This is a genomic window from Paraglaciecola sp., from assembly GCF_039943935.1.
GTDB lineage: Bacteria > Pseudomonadota > Gammaproteobacteria > Enterobacterales > Alteromonadaceae > Paraglaciecola.
The window spans coordinates 98,975-114,548 of record NZ_JBDUZQ010000024.1 but is presented as its reverse complement, the minus strand read 5'-3'; the positions used below and the strand labels follow the sequence as shown (position 1 = coordinate 114,548).

The 15,574-nt window shown below is 41.3% G+C and carries 11 protein-coding genes; 9 read left to right on the top strand and 2 right to left on the bottom strand.

All coding sequences use genetic code 11. The features are described 5' to 3' along the window. Window position 1 precedes the first annotated feature (1 nt). The 5 genes from cydX to ABJD71_RS17010 all read left to right on the top strand — a co-directional run bounded on the left by cydX (window position 2) and on the right by ABJD71_RS17010 (window position 6,944). Window positions 2–133: a cytochrome bd-I oxidase subunit CydX gene (cydX, locus tag ABJD71_RS17030; RefSeq protein WP_133468081.1), complete on the top strand. Its 132-nt coding sequence runs from the start codon at window positions 2–4 to the stop codon at window positions 131–133. Beyond that, window positions 130–1,251 (top strand): ABC transporter transmembrane domain-containing protein, encoded by a 1,122-nt coding sequence (locus tag ABJD71_RS17025; protein ID WP_348172249.1) that lies wholly within the window; start codon window positions 130–132, stop codon window positions 1,249–1,251. The genes cydX and ABJD71_RS17025 overlap by 4 nt, the downstream gene beginning before the upstream one ends. Before the next feature lie 12 nt (window positions 1,252–1,263). Further along, a complete protein-coding gene (locus ABJD71_RS17020; RefSeq protein ID WP_348172246.1) occupies window positions 1,264–1,740 on the top strand; it encodes an ATP-binding cassette domain-containing protein in 477 nt (158 codons plus the stop codon). Continuing rightward, on the top strand, window positions 1,737–3,356 hold the full coding sequence (locus tag ABJD71_RS17015; RefSeq protein WP_348172243.1) for an ATP-binding cassette domain-containing protein: 1,620 nt from the start codon (window positions 1,737–1,739) through the stop codon (window positions 3,354–3,356). The genes ABJD71_RS17020 and ABJD71_RS17015 overlap by 4 nt, the downstream gene beginning before the upstream one ends. Window positions 3,357–3,674: 318 nt before the next feature. Then, a complete protein-coding gene (locus tag ABJD71_RS17010) occupies window positions 3,675–6,944 on the top strand; it encodes a glycosyl hydrolase (RefSeq protein WP_348172240.1) in 3,270 nt (1,089 codons plus the stop codon). Between the two features lie 177 nt (window positions 6,945–7,121). Here ABJD71_RS17010 and ABJD71_RS17005 read toward each other — a convergent pair whose 3' ends face one another. Then, window positions 7,122–7,421: a hypothetical protein gene (locus ABJD71_RS17005; RefSeq protein WP_348172237.1), complete on the bottom strand. Its 300-nt coding sequence runs from the start codon at window positions 7,419–7,421 to the stop codon at window positions 7,122–7,124. 129 nt (window positions 7,422–7,550) lie between these two features. Then, entirely contained in the window at window positions 7,551–8,258 is a 708-nt protein-coding gene (locus tag ABJD71_RS17000; protein WP_348172235.1) for a transposase, read from the bottom strand. A 228-nt stretch (window positions 8,259–8,486) separates the two neighbouring features. Here ABJD71_RS17000 and ABJD71_RS16995 point away from each other — a divergent pair, with 228 nt between their 5' ends. The 4 genes from ABJD71_RS16995 to ABJD71_RS16980 all read left to right on the top strand — a co-directional run bounded on the left by ABJD71_RS16995 (window position 8,487) and on the right by ABJD71_RS16980 (window position 15,276). After that, window positions 8,487–9,317, top strand: coding sequence for a hypothetical protein (locus ABJD71_RS16995; protein WP_348172232.1), 831 nt, complete (start codon window positions 8,487–8,489; stop codon window positions 9,315–9,317). 1,748 nt (window positions 9,318–11,065) lie between these two features. Beyond that, window positions 11,066–12,535, top strand: coding sequence for a hypothetical protein (locus ABJD71_RS16990; protein ID WP_348172229.1), 1,470 nt, complete (start codon window positions 11,066–11,068; stop codon window positions 12,533–12,535). After that, a complete protein-coding gene (locus ABJD71_RS16985) occupies window positions 12,532–13,641 on the top strand; it encodes a hypothetical protein (protein ID WP_348172226.1) in 1,110 nt (369 codons plus the stop codon). The genes ABJD71_RS16990 and ABJD71_RS16985 overlap by 4 nt, the downstream gene beginning before the upstream one ends. Before the next feature lie 627 nt (window positions 13,642–14,268). Next, the gene (locus ABJD71_RS16980) at window positions 14,269–15,276 is read left to right on the top strand and encodes a hypothetical protein (RefSeq protein WP_348172223.1); all 1,008 of its coding nucleotides are present in this window, start codon (window positions 14,269–14,271) and stop codon (window positions 15,274–15,276) included. Window positions 15,277–15,574 lie beyond the last annotated feature (298 nt).

Below are 15,574 nucleotides of genomic sequence, written 5' to 3'. Positions count from 1 at the left end.
TATGTGGTATTTCACTTGGATTTTAGGCGTTTTACTAGCGTGCTCGTTTGGCATTATTAACGCCTTGTGGTTAGAGGCTACAGAAGATATGGACCGTCTTGGCGATGTGGGCCCAAGGGACGAAGACAAATGACAGGCGCATCAATAACACCTGAGCAGCAAGCACAAACATGGCTGCGGAGTATTTCGAAAGAAATGCACTTGGGCCAAGCTCGCGTGTTATTGGTGCGCTTGCTTCAGCTGGTTGCGCAAATTTCTGTATTTTGGTTTTTTGCTAAAACTATTCATTGGGTGATAGTAGAGCAGCAGAATGTTCTCCCAGAGCAGCTTGTGCCTTTGGCATGTGCCGCATTGATTTGGATAAGTTTGATATGGCTTGCAGATAACTTGCAAAGCCATAGCAAATACAAAATTGAGACTGAATTAGAAAACCGGGTGCATAGGGTTTTCAAAAGCAAACATCTCGCGATCACCCGCCAACACTCAGCAACTTATTGGCAGCAACTGTTACTCAACAATATTTCCGATATTGGCAACTATTTAATTCAATATAGTGTGCAAAAGTGGCTTGCAGCTGCTACCCCTTTGGTGGCCTTGCTGGTTATTTTTCCGATTAACTATGTGGTCGCCATCATCTTGTGTGTGACTATGCCTTTGGTTCCTGTTTTTATGGTTTTAGTCGGTAAGGGCGCGGCAGCATTACACAGAAAGCATTTTATTACCCTAGAGCGCCTAGGTGACATGTTTTCTGACCGTCTAAAAGCACTGACATTAATCACCACTAGCGGGCAGCATCAAGCGCAACAAGCAAGACTTAATGACGCGAGTAATATTGTTAATCGTAAAACCATGAGTGTTGTGTCGATAGCTTTTTTATCTACCACTGTTTTAGATTTTTTTGCCACAATTTCCATGGCTTTAGTCGCAGTATTTATTGGTTTTTCTATGCTAGGTGAAATAAATATTGGGCCTGAGATCAGTTTACAACAAGGCCTATTTATGTTGTTGACTGCACCTTTGTTATTTTCAGAGTTACGGGCTTTAGGGCGCTTTTATCATCAAAAAGCAAAAGCCGAGGCCAGTGCAGAAAGGTTTGCTTTACTCTTTGATGATTACGAGTCCTCGAAAAACCAAGCTGCCTTTATTGGCTTAGCTTGGTTAAATTTTCACATTACTATGCCTAATTTACATGCAAACAAGCTGACGCTAGAGCCGGGTGATTGGGTTTCGTTACAAGGTGATTCTGGGTAAGGTAAAACAGTATTGCTTGAAGCCCTAATGGGGTTTAGAGCTTCATCACACCAGTTATCTGCTGATCTCGCTTTATTATCCCAGCAAACTGCGGTGTTAGATAAGTCTGTTGCCTTTAATTTACATTTAGGTGACTTGTCAGTTACCGAACATGACATGGTAAACGCATTGCAAGAAGTAGGGCTTATTGATTGGTTAAACAATTTACCTTGTGGCTTAGCAACTGAGTTGGGAGATTGCCCCGCTTTATCGGGTGGTGAAGCTCAACGTCTGGCGCTGGCGCGAGTATTACTAAAACCTAAAGATGTGGTTTTGTTAGATGAGCCCACCGCCCATTTGACTATCGAACAGCATCAAGACATTGCTGATCTTATTTATCAAAAGTTACAGTATAAAACAGTGATTTGGGCATCTCATAAAACACTTCCAGATACGTGGTTCAAGCGCACTTGGAAGGTTAGCCATGGTGAAATTAAGGAAATACCATGAGAGAAGCTTCATCTAGCAACACCATAAAAGCTGAGGTAAATGCAAAATCTCAGGGCTTAAAGCTAGTTGCTACCTTATTGTTGATGTTAACGCACTTTGCTGCGGGCCTTGCCATCTTGATTGTAGCGTCTTGGTTTATTGCCGCCTGCAGTATCGCAGGTATGGGGTTTAATTATATGTTACCGGCTGTTGTGATCCGAGGGTTGGCTATTTTACGTACAACTACGGGTTACTGCCAAATGTTGGTGGGACATAACCATCTATTAAACAAATTAGCGGCGTTGCGATTGAGTATTTTTGCAGCCTTAGAAAACAAAGTATCGATATCAAGAAAACAATCTTTAGATGCGCTACATCATCATAGTGAAGAGGTAGCGGGTATTTGGATAGCGTGGGTTGGACAAAATGTAGGAGTCCTTCTTTCTTTAGTTATGCTTAATCTTGTTTCAATATTTTTGCTGCCATCATTAACAACAACGGTAATCATCTTTACAGGGATATTTATGTTTATCTATTTAGGTTTATTGATCGCAATGCTCAAGGTGAGTACTCATATTGTAGCAGCCAAAAAACAAGCACAATTTGCTATTATACAGCATATCGAGTCCGCCCCTATTTGGCATTTGCTGCAGAGCTACAAGAAAAATTCTCCAAGTCTAAATGCACTCCGCAAGCTCGAAGCATCTCAACAAAGGCAAATTAGAAATGCATCATTATTGCTCTTGTTATCAGGAGTCGGTTTGCTTATTACTATATTGAGTCACTACTCAGGTCAGTATATCGGTCATGCAGAATTTATTGTGCTCCCAATATTGTTGCTGACTCTTAATGATTGGTTAACGCCCGCTTTAGCTAACCAAAAGCAGCTTGCAACTTATGTAGAATCTAAAAAAGAAATTAAAACTGTCTCTACAAATATCCACCAACTTTCGGTTATCTCAGAACACTTGGATGCAATTGATGTGGCTAAATTCAAACCCATAGACACCAATATGAGTGAGACTAATGCACACTTTAACAAAGGCGGGGTTAATGTATTAGTTGGCGGTTCTGGTGTCGGGAAAAGCCGTTTTTTACAGGCGTTGGCAGGATTGATTGCGCATCAAGGCTCACGTGAACTTGAATTTACGAATCACGTTCAATCTAATGAACATGGCTTATTGTGTGACGCCGTTTACCTAGAACAATTTCCGTATGTATTGTCCGATTCTGTAAGAGCAAACTTACAGGTAGCTAACCCAAATGCTTCAGACGTTAAAATGCGAGAAGTACTAAACGCGGTAGGTTTATATTCTCTTAATAATTTAGACCAATGGCTGGGAGAAAATGGCCGATTACTATCAGGTGGTGAGAAGAAACGTCTAGGTCTTGCCAGAGCTATGCTAAGCAAAGCTAATTTACTTTTATTAGATGAGCCCTTTGAATCCTTAGATATTGAAAATATCAAACGTATGCGGGAAATAATCAACAGACTGTCTATTAATAAAATAGTGATCGTTGCAACACATATCTTACCAAAGGGGCTTTTTATCCGTCAGTGTTGCCCACTCGAGCTGAATGCCAATGACGTTAAGCAAGGCATCATGCAGCAATCTAAGTCTAGTGCCTTAAGTTAGGCCGTTGTCTGCATATTTTGCATAACCAAACCAGCAGCTTTTACAATCATTTCTTGGTATTTAAAAGTGAACGACTTCTAGTGCATTTCTACGCTTTTTTAAAAACTAGGGTGTATTCTGAGAGGGCGCTCATTAGTTTGAGTTGGTATAAGTTGAAATACAGTTTGCCATTATAGGGCCTCCGTTATTTTTGTAATTTTATGTTTCTGGCGGGCAAATTGACTTGAATTGATAGCGAGAGTGTATTTACATAACTTGTTGAAAATAAGAAATAACTATCTTTCAAAAGATAGAACCAACTTCTTAGGGAACGTCATCATGTCAATTTCTAAATACCTTGTAGCTGGAGGCTTAGCCTTTGCTATTGGGGTGTCGCCAGCAGTAACACAGGCTAAAGAATCACCGAAAAGCCCAATCGCAGATATTCCACTACGTAACATTGGGCCTGCAATGATTTCAGGAAGAGTGTCAGACTTTGCTGTTAACCCTAATCGTCCAAATGAGTTTTTTGTTGCGACTGCATCAGGAAACTTATGGAAAACAACAAATAATATGACAACTTGGACTCCTCTTTTTGAGAAACAAGGCTCATATTCAATTGGTGTGATTGAAATGGCACCATCAGACGCTAAAGTTTTGTGGGTTGGGTCTGGTGAAAACAACTCTCAACGTTCTGTCGCGTATGGTGATGGGGTTTATAAATCTATTGATGGCGGTAAAAGCTGGACCAACATGGGTCTTAAAGATTCCGGTCATACCTCACAAATCTGGATTGACCCAAAGAATGTCGAGCATGTTTTAGTGGCATCACAGGGGCCATTGTGGAGCAATGGTGGTGACCGTGGGCTTTATAGAACTACTGACGGTGGAGAGTCTTGGACACAAATCTTAGAAATAAACCAATACACTGGCATTAACGAGTTTGTTGTTAACCCTGACAATCCAAATATTATTGTAGCGACGAGTTATCAGCGTCGTCGTCATGTGTGGACCTTAATAAACGGTGGTCCGGGTAGTGGTATTCATAAAACCTTAGATGGTGGTAAAACATGGTCGCGTATTAAGGCAGGTTTACCTTCTGAGCATATGGGTAGAATTGGTATTGCAATGGCACCATCAAAGCCGGATATTCTGTATACAATCGTTGAGTCTAACGATAAGGATAAAGGGGTGTATCGCTCAGTTGATTTTGGGCAGACCTGGAAAAAACGTTCTGGCCACATGACAAGCAGCCCTCAGTATTATAATGAGTTAGTGGTAGACCCGCTTAACCCAGATCGCCTGTATTCTCTTGATACGTTTTCTAAAGTATCAGAAGACGGAGGGAAAACATTTACTGCACTATCAAATCAGTTTCGACATGTTGATGACCACGCATTATGGATAGACCCAAATGACACAAACCACTTGTTAATGGGCGGTGACGGCGGTGTTTATGAGAGTTGGGACCGTGGCCAGAAGTGGCGTCATGCACAAAATTTACCTCTAGGGCAGTTTTATCGGGCTCAGCCAGATAACGCTGCGCCTTTTTACAATATATGTGGCGGAACCCAAGATAACAGTTCATTGTGCGCACCTTCACGCACTGATGTGATCCATGGTATTACCAATGCAGATTGGAACATAGTGATTGGTGGCGATGGTTATAAACCACAAATTGACCCAAATGATCCAAATATAGTGTACGCACAATATCAATATGGTGGTCTCGCTCGATACGACAAACGTACCCGTGAAAGAGTATCCATTACCCCGCACCCTAAGACTGGCGAAAACGCTTATAAATGGAATTGGAACTCTCCGTTATTGCTAAGCCCACATAGTCCTACGCGATTGTTTTATGCAGCTGAAAAGGTTTTTCAATCTGATGACCGCGGTGAAAATTGGCGTGTTATTAGCCCTGATTTAACCCGTAAAATTGACCGCAATAAGTTAAAGGTCATGGACCGTGTCTGGAGTGTAGATACTATTGCTAAAAATGCTTCAACCTCTATGTATGGCTCTATTATTGCGTTAAGTGAAAGCCCATTAAAAGAAGCCGTGATGTATGTTGGAACAGATGATGGGTTAATTAGTGTTACCGAAGATGGTGGTGAGAACTGGCGCACTGAAGATAGTTTTAAGGGCGTACCAGACATGTCTTTGGTTGAAGATATTATTGCCTCACTACATGATGAAAATGTTGCCTATGCGGTATTCGACAATCATAAGCGGGGAGACTATAAGCCCTATGTCTTAAAAACCACAAACAAAGGTAAATCATGGAAGCTAATTAGCAATGACTTGCCCATCAGAGGCTCAGTACACACAATTGCAGAAGATCATGTCGACCCTAATCTGTTATTTGTAGGGACTGAGTTTGGATTATTTGTTACTCAAAATGGTGGTAAAAATTGGTCTCCGATGAAAGGGAAGTTTCCGACCATAGCTGTACGAGATTTAGAAATCCAACGCCGTGAGAGTGACTTGATTGTGGGTACATTTGGTAGAGGAATCTATGTTTTAGATGATTATTCACCTCTGCGTACTTCAACCAATAGTTTAAGTGAAGAAGTGGCCACATTATTCCCTGTCAAAGATAGTTGGTTATATTTACAGGGTTATCAATATGGTGGGGAACGCAATGGCTCAAATGGTGATGCGTTTTATAGCGCTGACAACCCAGCCTATGGTGCGGTTTTCTCTTATTATTTAAGGGATGGCTACCAAACTATGCAAAAACAACGTCGTGAAAAAGAAAAAGCCATTGAGAAAAAAGGCAAAGACACACCGTACCCTAGCTGGGATACGTTACGCAAAGAAGATCAAGAAGAAGCACCTACTGTATTCTTAGAGGTGAAAGACTCAATAGGCAAGATAGTGCGTAAGGTTAGCGCTTCAACAAAGAAAGGGTTTCATCGTGTTGCTTGGGATATGCATTACCCCTCTTCTGCTCCGGTTAGTTTGAAAAAACCTGGAGGATATGTTCCTTCATGGGCTATTCCTCCTAACGGGCCAATTGCTTTACCAGGTGAATATACGGTGACGCTAAAGAAACGTCACTTTGGGAAGGTTACTGAGCTGTCAGAACCACAGGTATTTAATTTGAAATTATTGAATAACAGCCCTGAAATTACAGAAGACAGAGCAGGCCTATATACGGTTCAGAAACGTGCGGCTAATCTGTATCGTTCGGTGAGTGGTGCAGCAAAAGCCCAGTCTGAGTTACAGAATCGAATTAAGCATTTAACTGCAGCAATTGATTTAACACCTTCTGCAACAGAAGAGCAGGCAATTGCAGTACGTAACCTGCAAGCGAAATTAGTGCAATTAAGTGTGTTGTTATCAGGTGATGCCACCGTACGGGCACGTCAAGAACCTGTTCCTTGGTCTGTTAGAGGGCGTACATCAAGCATCTACTATGCGATAAGTGGTAGTCAAAATCGAGTGTCTGGTAATCACCTTGCATCACTCGATATTGCCGAAGCAGAATATACCCGTGTGGCAGACCAATTAAAAACATTAAAAGCTGACTTAACTGAGTTAGAAATGAAGTTAGAGGCAATAGGTGCGCCTTGGACTCCAGGTCGTATCCCAAGTATTGAGTAGTTAATTTTGTTGCCGCCTGTGATGGGCGGCGCTTAAATTTCTAATCGTATTTAATCAATAGAGTCAGAGGTTTCCCCACGAAACCCCTATAAAAACAATCAGATAATTAGAAAGCAAGTGAACATTCATAGTGTTTGGTGATCAACTCTATCGCCAAAAAAATTAATTAACCCGTCGTCACTTGCGCCTTTCTATTGCTGGTATATCAAAGTAATCATCTGGTGAGAGTGCTTTTAGTTTGGCATGGGCTTGTTTACGTTCAGTTCGCGCTGCTAGGGTTTCGCCAAAAACCTCTAAATGGGCTTTTTCCATTAACTCTGAACTCTCTAAACGGTCAATAACACCTAGCATTTCACCTGCTAATAATACCCCTTCGACTCGATGCTTTTGCTTACTGTCTGGCTTGCCCTGCTTTGTTAAATTAAACACTAGCTTTAATTGTGACTCGCAAAAAGCAACAAACTCTATTTTATCCATTGTGTTCACCTAATAATCCATCTAACTATTCACATCATCATCCTAAAGCATAAAGTTATGTCTGTGAAAAAGGGGTAAAGGGGTCATACTCCTTTAAATGATTCAATCTATAGGGTCAGAGACGTTGATTTAGTTAATGCCTTTAAAACCCTTAGATTTCCTATCACCACCTCTCGCTAGTGGCACGACTCTTCTACCTGTTTGCTGCTCAATTTGTTGTTTAAATCGATTTTCACCTAACACCCACGCATTATTTGTTGCGTCCCTTATTTCTTGCAATGTCAGTTCAGGTATATGGTGTTTAAACAGATATTTATAAGCTTGTTTACGCGCTTCTTCGGTTTTCCCAAGTGATTGATAACAGTGATGAGGCGACAGTATAGCAACATCTTTATTCAGTGCATTGCTGTGGTAACTTGACCAAGGGTATTCTGCTGGGTGCTCCACCATGTTAGCCCTAACCGGATTAAGCTCGATATAACGGCTCACTAACAAGAAATAGTTATCACTATCGACTAAGGTAGATTTATATCGTCCTTCCCATAAAGTCCCGGTACGTTGATAGGTTTTATTAATGTACATCACATAATACCGTCCCAGTGATTGCATAAGCTGACTGACACCTTTTTCCGTTTCGGGTGTCATCAGTAAATGTACATGGTTGGTCATCAATACGAATGCGTGAACATTCACTTGGTACTTTTTTGCGTAGTCTTTGAGTTTATCAAGATAAACCGCGTAATCTTGCTCAGTAAAAAAACTAACTTGGCGATTGTTACCACGCTGAACAACGTGCTGGGGTATACCCGGTAAATTTAATCGAGGTAATCTAGCCACGGTCACTCCATTCCCTAAAGTAAAGGTATAACTTAAGCGTAGATGGCTAAGTTATAAAATCAACGTCTCTGACCCCATTGATTAGATATGTATATTAAATAATATGTGTAACAATGTGGCACTCTAAATAATGCTAATGATTCGGTTCTGATTACCACACAGCTTGTTGTAATCAGAACCTCTATGCAACAACCTTTGAACTCAATTCTCTATTGTTAAGGAAAACTAATGGAACGTCTAACTGCTATATTTCTGATATCACTTCTAATATTTAGCTGCGGTTGTAGTTCAGAGTCTGCAATTCCTCCCACAATCTCAGAGCCAGAAACTGGAGATAATCCTGGTGGAACTGTTGGCAATCCATCATCAGTATCTTTTGACAAAAGAAATATTGTTAGTGGAGACTCTTTTTCTAACTATTTTTCATTGGTGCTGACCGAAGATACACGGATTCATATTTCGGTTCTTCTAGATAATGGTTTACAAACATTAGAAAAAACACGTTGTGCTAGCGATGCGGATGGAGGATTTATTCGGGTGAATGGCTCTGGGGCAGCATGCGACCATAGGCTCGTTATGAATTTTGAGGCCGGAGAACATGAAATTTATTTAAATTTTCCAAATCAAGGCAATGGTTACTTTACTATAGATAAAGTTAATTTAAACGACATAGAAATTTTGGATGCAGATGGAATGGGGGGAGTACCTAGTAAACCAAAGGAATTCTTAGTTGGTGGTGATAATCAAATCAACAAAGACCTTCTATTTAATTATTTTGCATATACAGGTGATGCAGGGGACAGACTAGTTATTAATACATATTTGGAAGAATCAATACCAACAATTATGTATACCCGTTGCAGCAGCACTAGTGGAGAGTTAGATAGACGTAAAAAAAGTGCTGTTGGGATAAGTATCAATTCCGATTCATACAACTGTGAAGACGAATTAGATTATATCCTACCTGATTCGGGTACGTATTATTTTCACTTTTTCTTTATGGCGCCGGAAGATATAGCATTCCCAGTATCAGGTTACTTTCGTGTTGACATTCAATAATCAATGGGGTCAGAGACATTGATTAGTTTAGGTGAAGCATAAATCAAATTAGTGCCATAGCCAATTAGGTAGCTTTACTTTTGGCCGCAGCCCGGTCACAGAATAAATTTAGTTAGTGGTCACTACAAGGGAAGTGCTTTTCTAGATGGCGCACCCGAGAGGATTGCTCAGCACATCCATGTGCTTCGTCGCTTCGCGACCAGCTAAAGATGTCCACCAAAATTTGTAGGAACAAATCAGAACCGCAAAGCGGGCTTGCGAAGCAAGTGAACTACATGGATGTAGTGAATAAAATTGTTCCAGACAATTTTGTCGAACCTAGCAGAGGTTCTCACCTATCGGGTGTACATTTGTGATCGCTGCTAATTTTGTAGTTAAGATTGAGAGTTGTTGACTACTTTAGGGGAGTAGATGGCGCACCCGAGAGGATTCGAACCTCTGACCTCTGCCTCCGGAGAGCACCCCGTCGAAAAGGGCTTAATCGGTCTACCCCGGCGAAAAGCGTCTACACCGCGTGTATAAAGGGATTGAGAGTTTCACGGTCACAAGCCGATTTACAACGATTAACACCTTTGGTCACAGTCACGTCACAAAAAGGGCAAAAAACATTGGTTAAAATTAACCAATATAGCCCCCTGCGAAAACAGATATTGTACTTCAATTTAAAATGGTCTGAACTCAAACTCACATTTTTTGTATACAGAGTTTAATTAAAACTCATGCTCACTTCCGACTATCGGCTAAGTGTCATTTAGCTGCCTGTCAGGTGTTGCATCGACCTCAAATTAAATATGCCAGTTCAGATGCCGGCGACTGCACTTTAGACCAATAAAACTAAAAATATTGATTACTTACAGAGAGATGTTTCTCATGCAGTGATGTCAGCAAGCATTAGCATACGGATATCCTCGGGTGCCTAATCAATTTTTTAAGCACGTATTCCCGTCTTTCACTCAATGGCTTCGACTTATCATCAGTCAAAGCTACCACCATTTCTAGTAAGTCTTTCCCACAGCATTCATTAATGTCTGATAGAGGCAGTCTGTATCCTCTATAGAATAGTGTAACCAGCCGCCAACCCTTTTTCTTCGCTTATTTGAAAAACATGCTCTAACACATATGAGCCTCTGGTTGGTCAATAGGTACTAGTCATCTTTTGATCATTTTTTCAGGATCAATCCAAACCTCTGAGCTTCTCCGTTTGGTTTTGTCACCTATCAGAGTAGCTGAAAGTCACGCTGATTGGGGAGGCTCAATGAGTATCAAGTCTATACTCCTGCCAAATGTTCAGAATAAGGGCGTCCATTTGCTTTATGAGTCTGACACACGTGCAATCAGCCTCAGTTGCAGCTGTCACATTGGTTAGTACATAGCGTTAATGTTTCCTATACTCGAAAAAAAAAGGAGATACATAATCATTCGCAAAATTTTTTACTTTTTATCGACTAGCCACGTAATCAGGTATCGAAGCCGGAGACGCTGTTTAGCAAACCAGAAAACAACAATATTGATGGTGTTAATGACTATCCTGACCATCGTCCCACGAAATTATCAGCTAAGAGGGCCGCCTTAAATTATCTGATTGCAGCAATGACCATGGCACTAAATTCATTCTATCGATCAGGGGCTAGCTATGCATTTTTATTAATGTATAGCTGAAGGTAGAGAGATATTTTTCACATTTTGTGAGAGAACTGACATATTTGAGTCACATAACAAGCACATACAACGGTAAAATGGAGTTTGTTATGCCCGCAGCATCTTCTTTGAGTGATTTGTTGAGGATCCGCTCTCACAATCGCGAATTAATTGATCGAGTAAACGGTAATTTAGGTAGTGCACTCGGTTTTAAATACTCAGATGGCGAATCCTCCGGGGTGCCCGCCATTCTGATTTTCGTTCCTAGAAAAATCAACAATGCCTGGCTAAGTGAGCAAGACAGAATTCCACCGACACTGAATGACGGAAACGGTATCGAATGTTCAACTGATGTAATCCAGAGTAGCTCATACGATGAAACCTATCTGAAAACTTACCAAAGCAATGGGGCACCGTACGCAGATGGGAACGACATTGTTTCCTGGAGTGAACTGGAGGGCGCTCCGCCGTTATCCCGCTCTAATGTTGAGTTGTTGCAGGTGCTACATGGCTCTGAGAGTTTTATGCCAGCCGGTGCTCGTCTTGCTGTCATCAACTCTGATGGCTCAGGGCATACTGGCACGTTGGGCTGCTTTGCCAGAAGCAAAACCGATGGTGCTTTAGGAATATTAACTAACCAGCATGTGGCCAGTGCTCTTGATAGCATGATCTGCTTTCCGTGGTTTAATAGCCCACAGATTGGCAGAGTTAAGGACTTATTGGAGTACGCAACCGATGAGCATCGCTTCCCGGGTGTCGTCGACGAACCTGAAACCTACTATCGAATTGATTGCGCTTTCATTCAGCTACTTCCACAAATTGCTCCTCATATCGATCCTGAATTGCCTGGCCTCGGCACTATTGGTGCGCCGCTGCAATTGGATCTCAATTCCATGGGGCCCGTGGGCAAACGGGTAGCTGGGGTGGGAGGCCGAAGAGGATTGCAAAAAGGAGAAATCAAAGCGTTCGCATATGAGTACAACGATGGGGCTAACAAGATATATACCGACTATCTCATCGTTGGTGATGAGCAAATAAATCAGGATGAAATAGAGTTGATCCCAACTGCATTTTCGAATCCCGGAGACAGCGGAAAACTGATTGTGACTGATGATGAAGAGCACAATGCTGTTGCGCTTTTATGGGGTGGTTGGGTGCAAAGGCTGCGTCCGGGGAAAATGCAGGAAGACTGGACCTACGCAATAGATATTAATTATGTACTGGAAAGAATGAACCTCGAGCTGGTGACCACCTCGCCGGGCATTCCACCTGTTCAGAACGAAAAGGAAACACACATGACGACTGTAACGATTGAACGCATTGATGAAGAAGATGAGCTGATGTTAACGATCAACTTTAATGGTGAAACGAGGAATATCGGTACTGGAGATTCAGAGGTATTTGAGAACGTGCCTACAGGGGATAACGATTTACATATAGTTGGCATTTTTGGCAGCGGCAGGGCTGTTTTTAAATTTGAGTTTATTAACGCAACTACACAATCTGACAACGACAATTTCACTGACTCAGCTATCGCTCCTGACTACGAAAACGCCATTACTTTGAAGGTGCCATCATGAGGACATTTAAAGCATGCATGCTGATTAAACTATTTTTCTTGTCTGTTTTGGTATGCACATATGTTGAAGCAGAAGACGTTAGTGATTTACCTGGTCTCAGTACCGGTAATCTCAGCTCAGGTGTCGACGCTATATTACTTAATGCAGGGACGGAAAAGAAAACTGCTTACTTAAAGCTGGCTATGCCGGGAAAGAGCCTCGATAGTGGCGAACTAAAATGGGATATTGCTATAGAAACTCCGTACGATGACTCTGGTGAGTCAGGAGCTTCTGCATTTGCGGATTTTGACGGAGTAGCCAACTCTACAAACCTTCAGTTAAATGTTTCGTATTGGAGCATTGACACAAGGCCGGCTTCCAGTGTTTCTACAATTAAAACCATGATGGAAAGGTTATGTAGAGAGTTCTTGAACGACGCTTCTCATATTGGAGGCTGTGGAACAGGACAAATAACTAAAGATGTATATTGTAAAGCCAAGAACATTGCCGACTGTGACAACGAATCTGATGATAATCACAAATTGTATGTAGAACAGTTTGAGTATCAGCGAGAAAAAAAACGGGATGAGCTTGTGCAGAGAGGGTTTTTAGAGCCAATAAGTGCAAATATATTCGGATTCAAAAGCAAAATTGGTCGTGAGAATTTTAAATTCAAAGATGCCACCACATTCGCTGATCAGGAACAAACAGAATCTCCTTGGTCTATAACAGCTTATTACTATCGAAAGTCTGGAAGAACAGTCTGGGGAGGTGGTCTTGAGTATCAGGAAAGTTACACAGGTAGCCGCGAGACACAGATTTGTTCACCTTTACTCGTGCCAGAGAACGCTACTTCTTGTAGCAACGTTGTTATCGGAGAACCTACACAGACTCGTCGTAAAATGGCTTACGTCGAACTCCGCTGGGCAAACTCAGAAATGAACTTTGCTATTGCTCCTAAAGTGACACGGGACTTTGAAAATGATGAAATGGGAATTTTACTGCCCTTATATCTGATGCGAGACGACAAAGATGCATTAACGGGCGGAATTTCAATTGGCTGGCAGTCAGAAACTGATAACGTGACCGCAAGTATTTTCGTCGGCACGGCCTTCGAGTTTTTCTAGCATGCAGGTATTGTGGAAACGTCAGAATTAACAAACCCTCTCTATGCACTGACTCTGATGTCAATGATTGGGTTTGCAATTAAGCAACTCATTGAGTTAATCGACCCCATCGTTACTCGCTAGATCACGGGTGGCATTGAGCCTATAACGGAACAGGAAACGTTTATGAAAAAGCGGGTGACGCAATGATTAAGCCTGTTACTGGCGTTTCTTGTTGTTAAGTGCAGGTACTGAAGGAAGTAACATTGCGGTAAAATACATCAATTACGTGTTTATCACTGCGTAAATATGTATATCAGGGTATTAGAATACTCATGAGCTAGCGCCTATTGCGCGGGCATCAAAATTCCAATGACTCTAAGCTAAACTTCTGAGTAACCGCTACCAAGAGGTCATGTTCACACGAGGAAGCTAAATATGAACTTCTGCTTATTGTCTGAAGCAGAACGTCACAGTCGAGCGAATCAACGGCCGCTAATCGCTCAAAGGGGACTAAACAACTTAACAGGTTGAACGGCAGCTATGAGCGAAAAGCGGACATTAAATCGAATTGAAATACCATACTTTTGATGGGATGGTGTATCGCGCTTCGGCATAATAATATTATTGTTAGAAATAGGATTTTGCATGAACTTAATTGAATTAAAAGAAACCTATTTAAATGAGGTAACGGACATACATGAACAGCACAAAAAGGCACTTAGCCTTGCTATTGATTGTTTAATTGACAACGAATATGAACGTCTGAATGTGCCGATCGTCATAGCTAATTATAATGATTTTGCCAAGAAAGAAATTTCAGACCTTTTAACGAAGTTTTGTGAGAAAATTTTTCCTAATTCTGGTATTTCTTTTAAGGCTGAGAGCCTCTTTATATTTGGTTCTGATGTTGAAAGTGCATGTGCATCACTGATAACACATATGCGTAGCTATGATCAAAGCTATATTTATTTAGCAGATAGCCCTGCTGGGTTTGAAAATATACCATCTGGCTTATTTCATATTGTAGACATCGAATACAATAAAGTTACGCGATATAAAAATACTAGAAAAGGAGATATTACAAAGGAAGTCTACATTGATGAATATGTCGTTGATGACTTCCTTTCAGGATTATTTGATCTGGTGACCTTTGGTAAAAAGGTTAATGTAATGGATACCACTGAAGCGTCAGTTTTATTATTAGAAGAATGTAATGCATGCATAATTCGTCCTATACCCGCACCCAAAGGAGCTGAGTATAGCGCGAAAATAACCATTTCATCGCCGGATTGGGAGAAGCTTGCATGCGTCGCGCTTAGAAGATATCAAAGTAGGGAATGCAGAGATGGAATGAGTTGGGATATTTCTGATGAAGGTTGGAAAAACGTTGAAGCTTATCCATTTGTAGAAAAGTTAGTGGTGCCAAACACAAACGAAGAGCGAGATTGCTTAATTGGTCTGGTAACAATGAATATAAATGAAGGATGCCGACCACTTTTATCAACGGTGTGGCTCCACCCCCTTTTTAGACGCAAAGGAAAGTTCAAACTTTTATGGTCAGAATTAAAATACAATTATGGCAACTTTGACGTGGAGCAACCTAACGCTAATATGGAAGCTTTTATGAAGGCTATGAGCGATCCCGAGTTGTAGTTTCATTATTCCTGTTAATGCTGGCTGTTGGCCTGCTCCGTGCCATTTGCAGTCGTTGAGCAGAAGTTCTATGACTGGCTCCTGTAGAGGCAGAAGCTGTCATTGAAAATAATGTCTAATACTCATTATCTATGTTAGCAAAATTGCGTTATGGCATCATACACGCTATCACGACTAGATGAAGAAAATCGTAATAGACACTAGCGTAGTAATAAGCGCATTGATTGGTGAGGAAGGCTTTCAAGAAAAGTACTGCGAAAATGCTTTGAACAAGAGTACTTACCATTGATTAACAATA

Coding starts and splice junctions, on each gene's coding strand:
- cydX (WP_133468081.1), top strand. CDS start 2: ATGTGGTATTTCACTTGGATTTTAGGCGTTTTACTAGCGTGCTCGTTT.
- ABJD71_RS17025 (WP_348172249.1), top strand. CDS start 130: ATGACAGGCGCATCAATAACACCTGAGCAGCAAGCACAAACATGGCTG.
- ABJD71_RS17015 (WP_348172243.1), top strand. CDS start 1,737: ATGAGAGAAGCTTCATCTAGCAACACCATAAAAGCTGAGGTAAATGCA.
- ABJD71_RS17010 (WP_348172240.1), top strand. CDS start 3,675: ATGTCAATTTCTAAATACCTTGTAGCTGGAGGCTTAGCCTTTGCTATT.
- ABJD71_RS17005 (WP_348172237.1), bottom strand. CDS start 7,421: ATGGATAAAATAGAGTTTGTTGCTTTTTGCGAGTCACAATTAAAGCTA.
- ABJD71_RS16995 (WP_348172232.1), top strand. CDS start 8,487: ATGGAACGTCTAACTGCTATATTTCTGATATCACTTCTAATATTTAGC.
- ABJD71_RS16990 (WP_348172229.1), top strand. CDS start 11,066: ATGCCCGCAGCATCTTCTTTGAGTGATTTGTTGAGGATCCGCTCTCAC.
- ABJD71_RS16985 (WP_348172226.1), top strand. CDS start 12,532: ATGAGGACATTTAAAGCATGCATGCTGATTAAACTATTTTTCTTGTCT.
- ABJD71_RS16980 (WP_348172223.1), top strand. CDS start 14,269: ATGAACTTAATTGAATTAAAAGAAACCTATTTAAATGAGGTAACGGAC.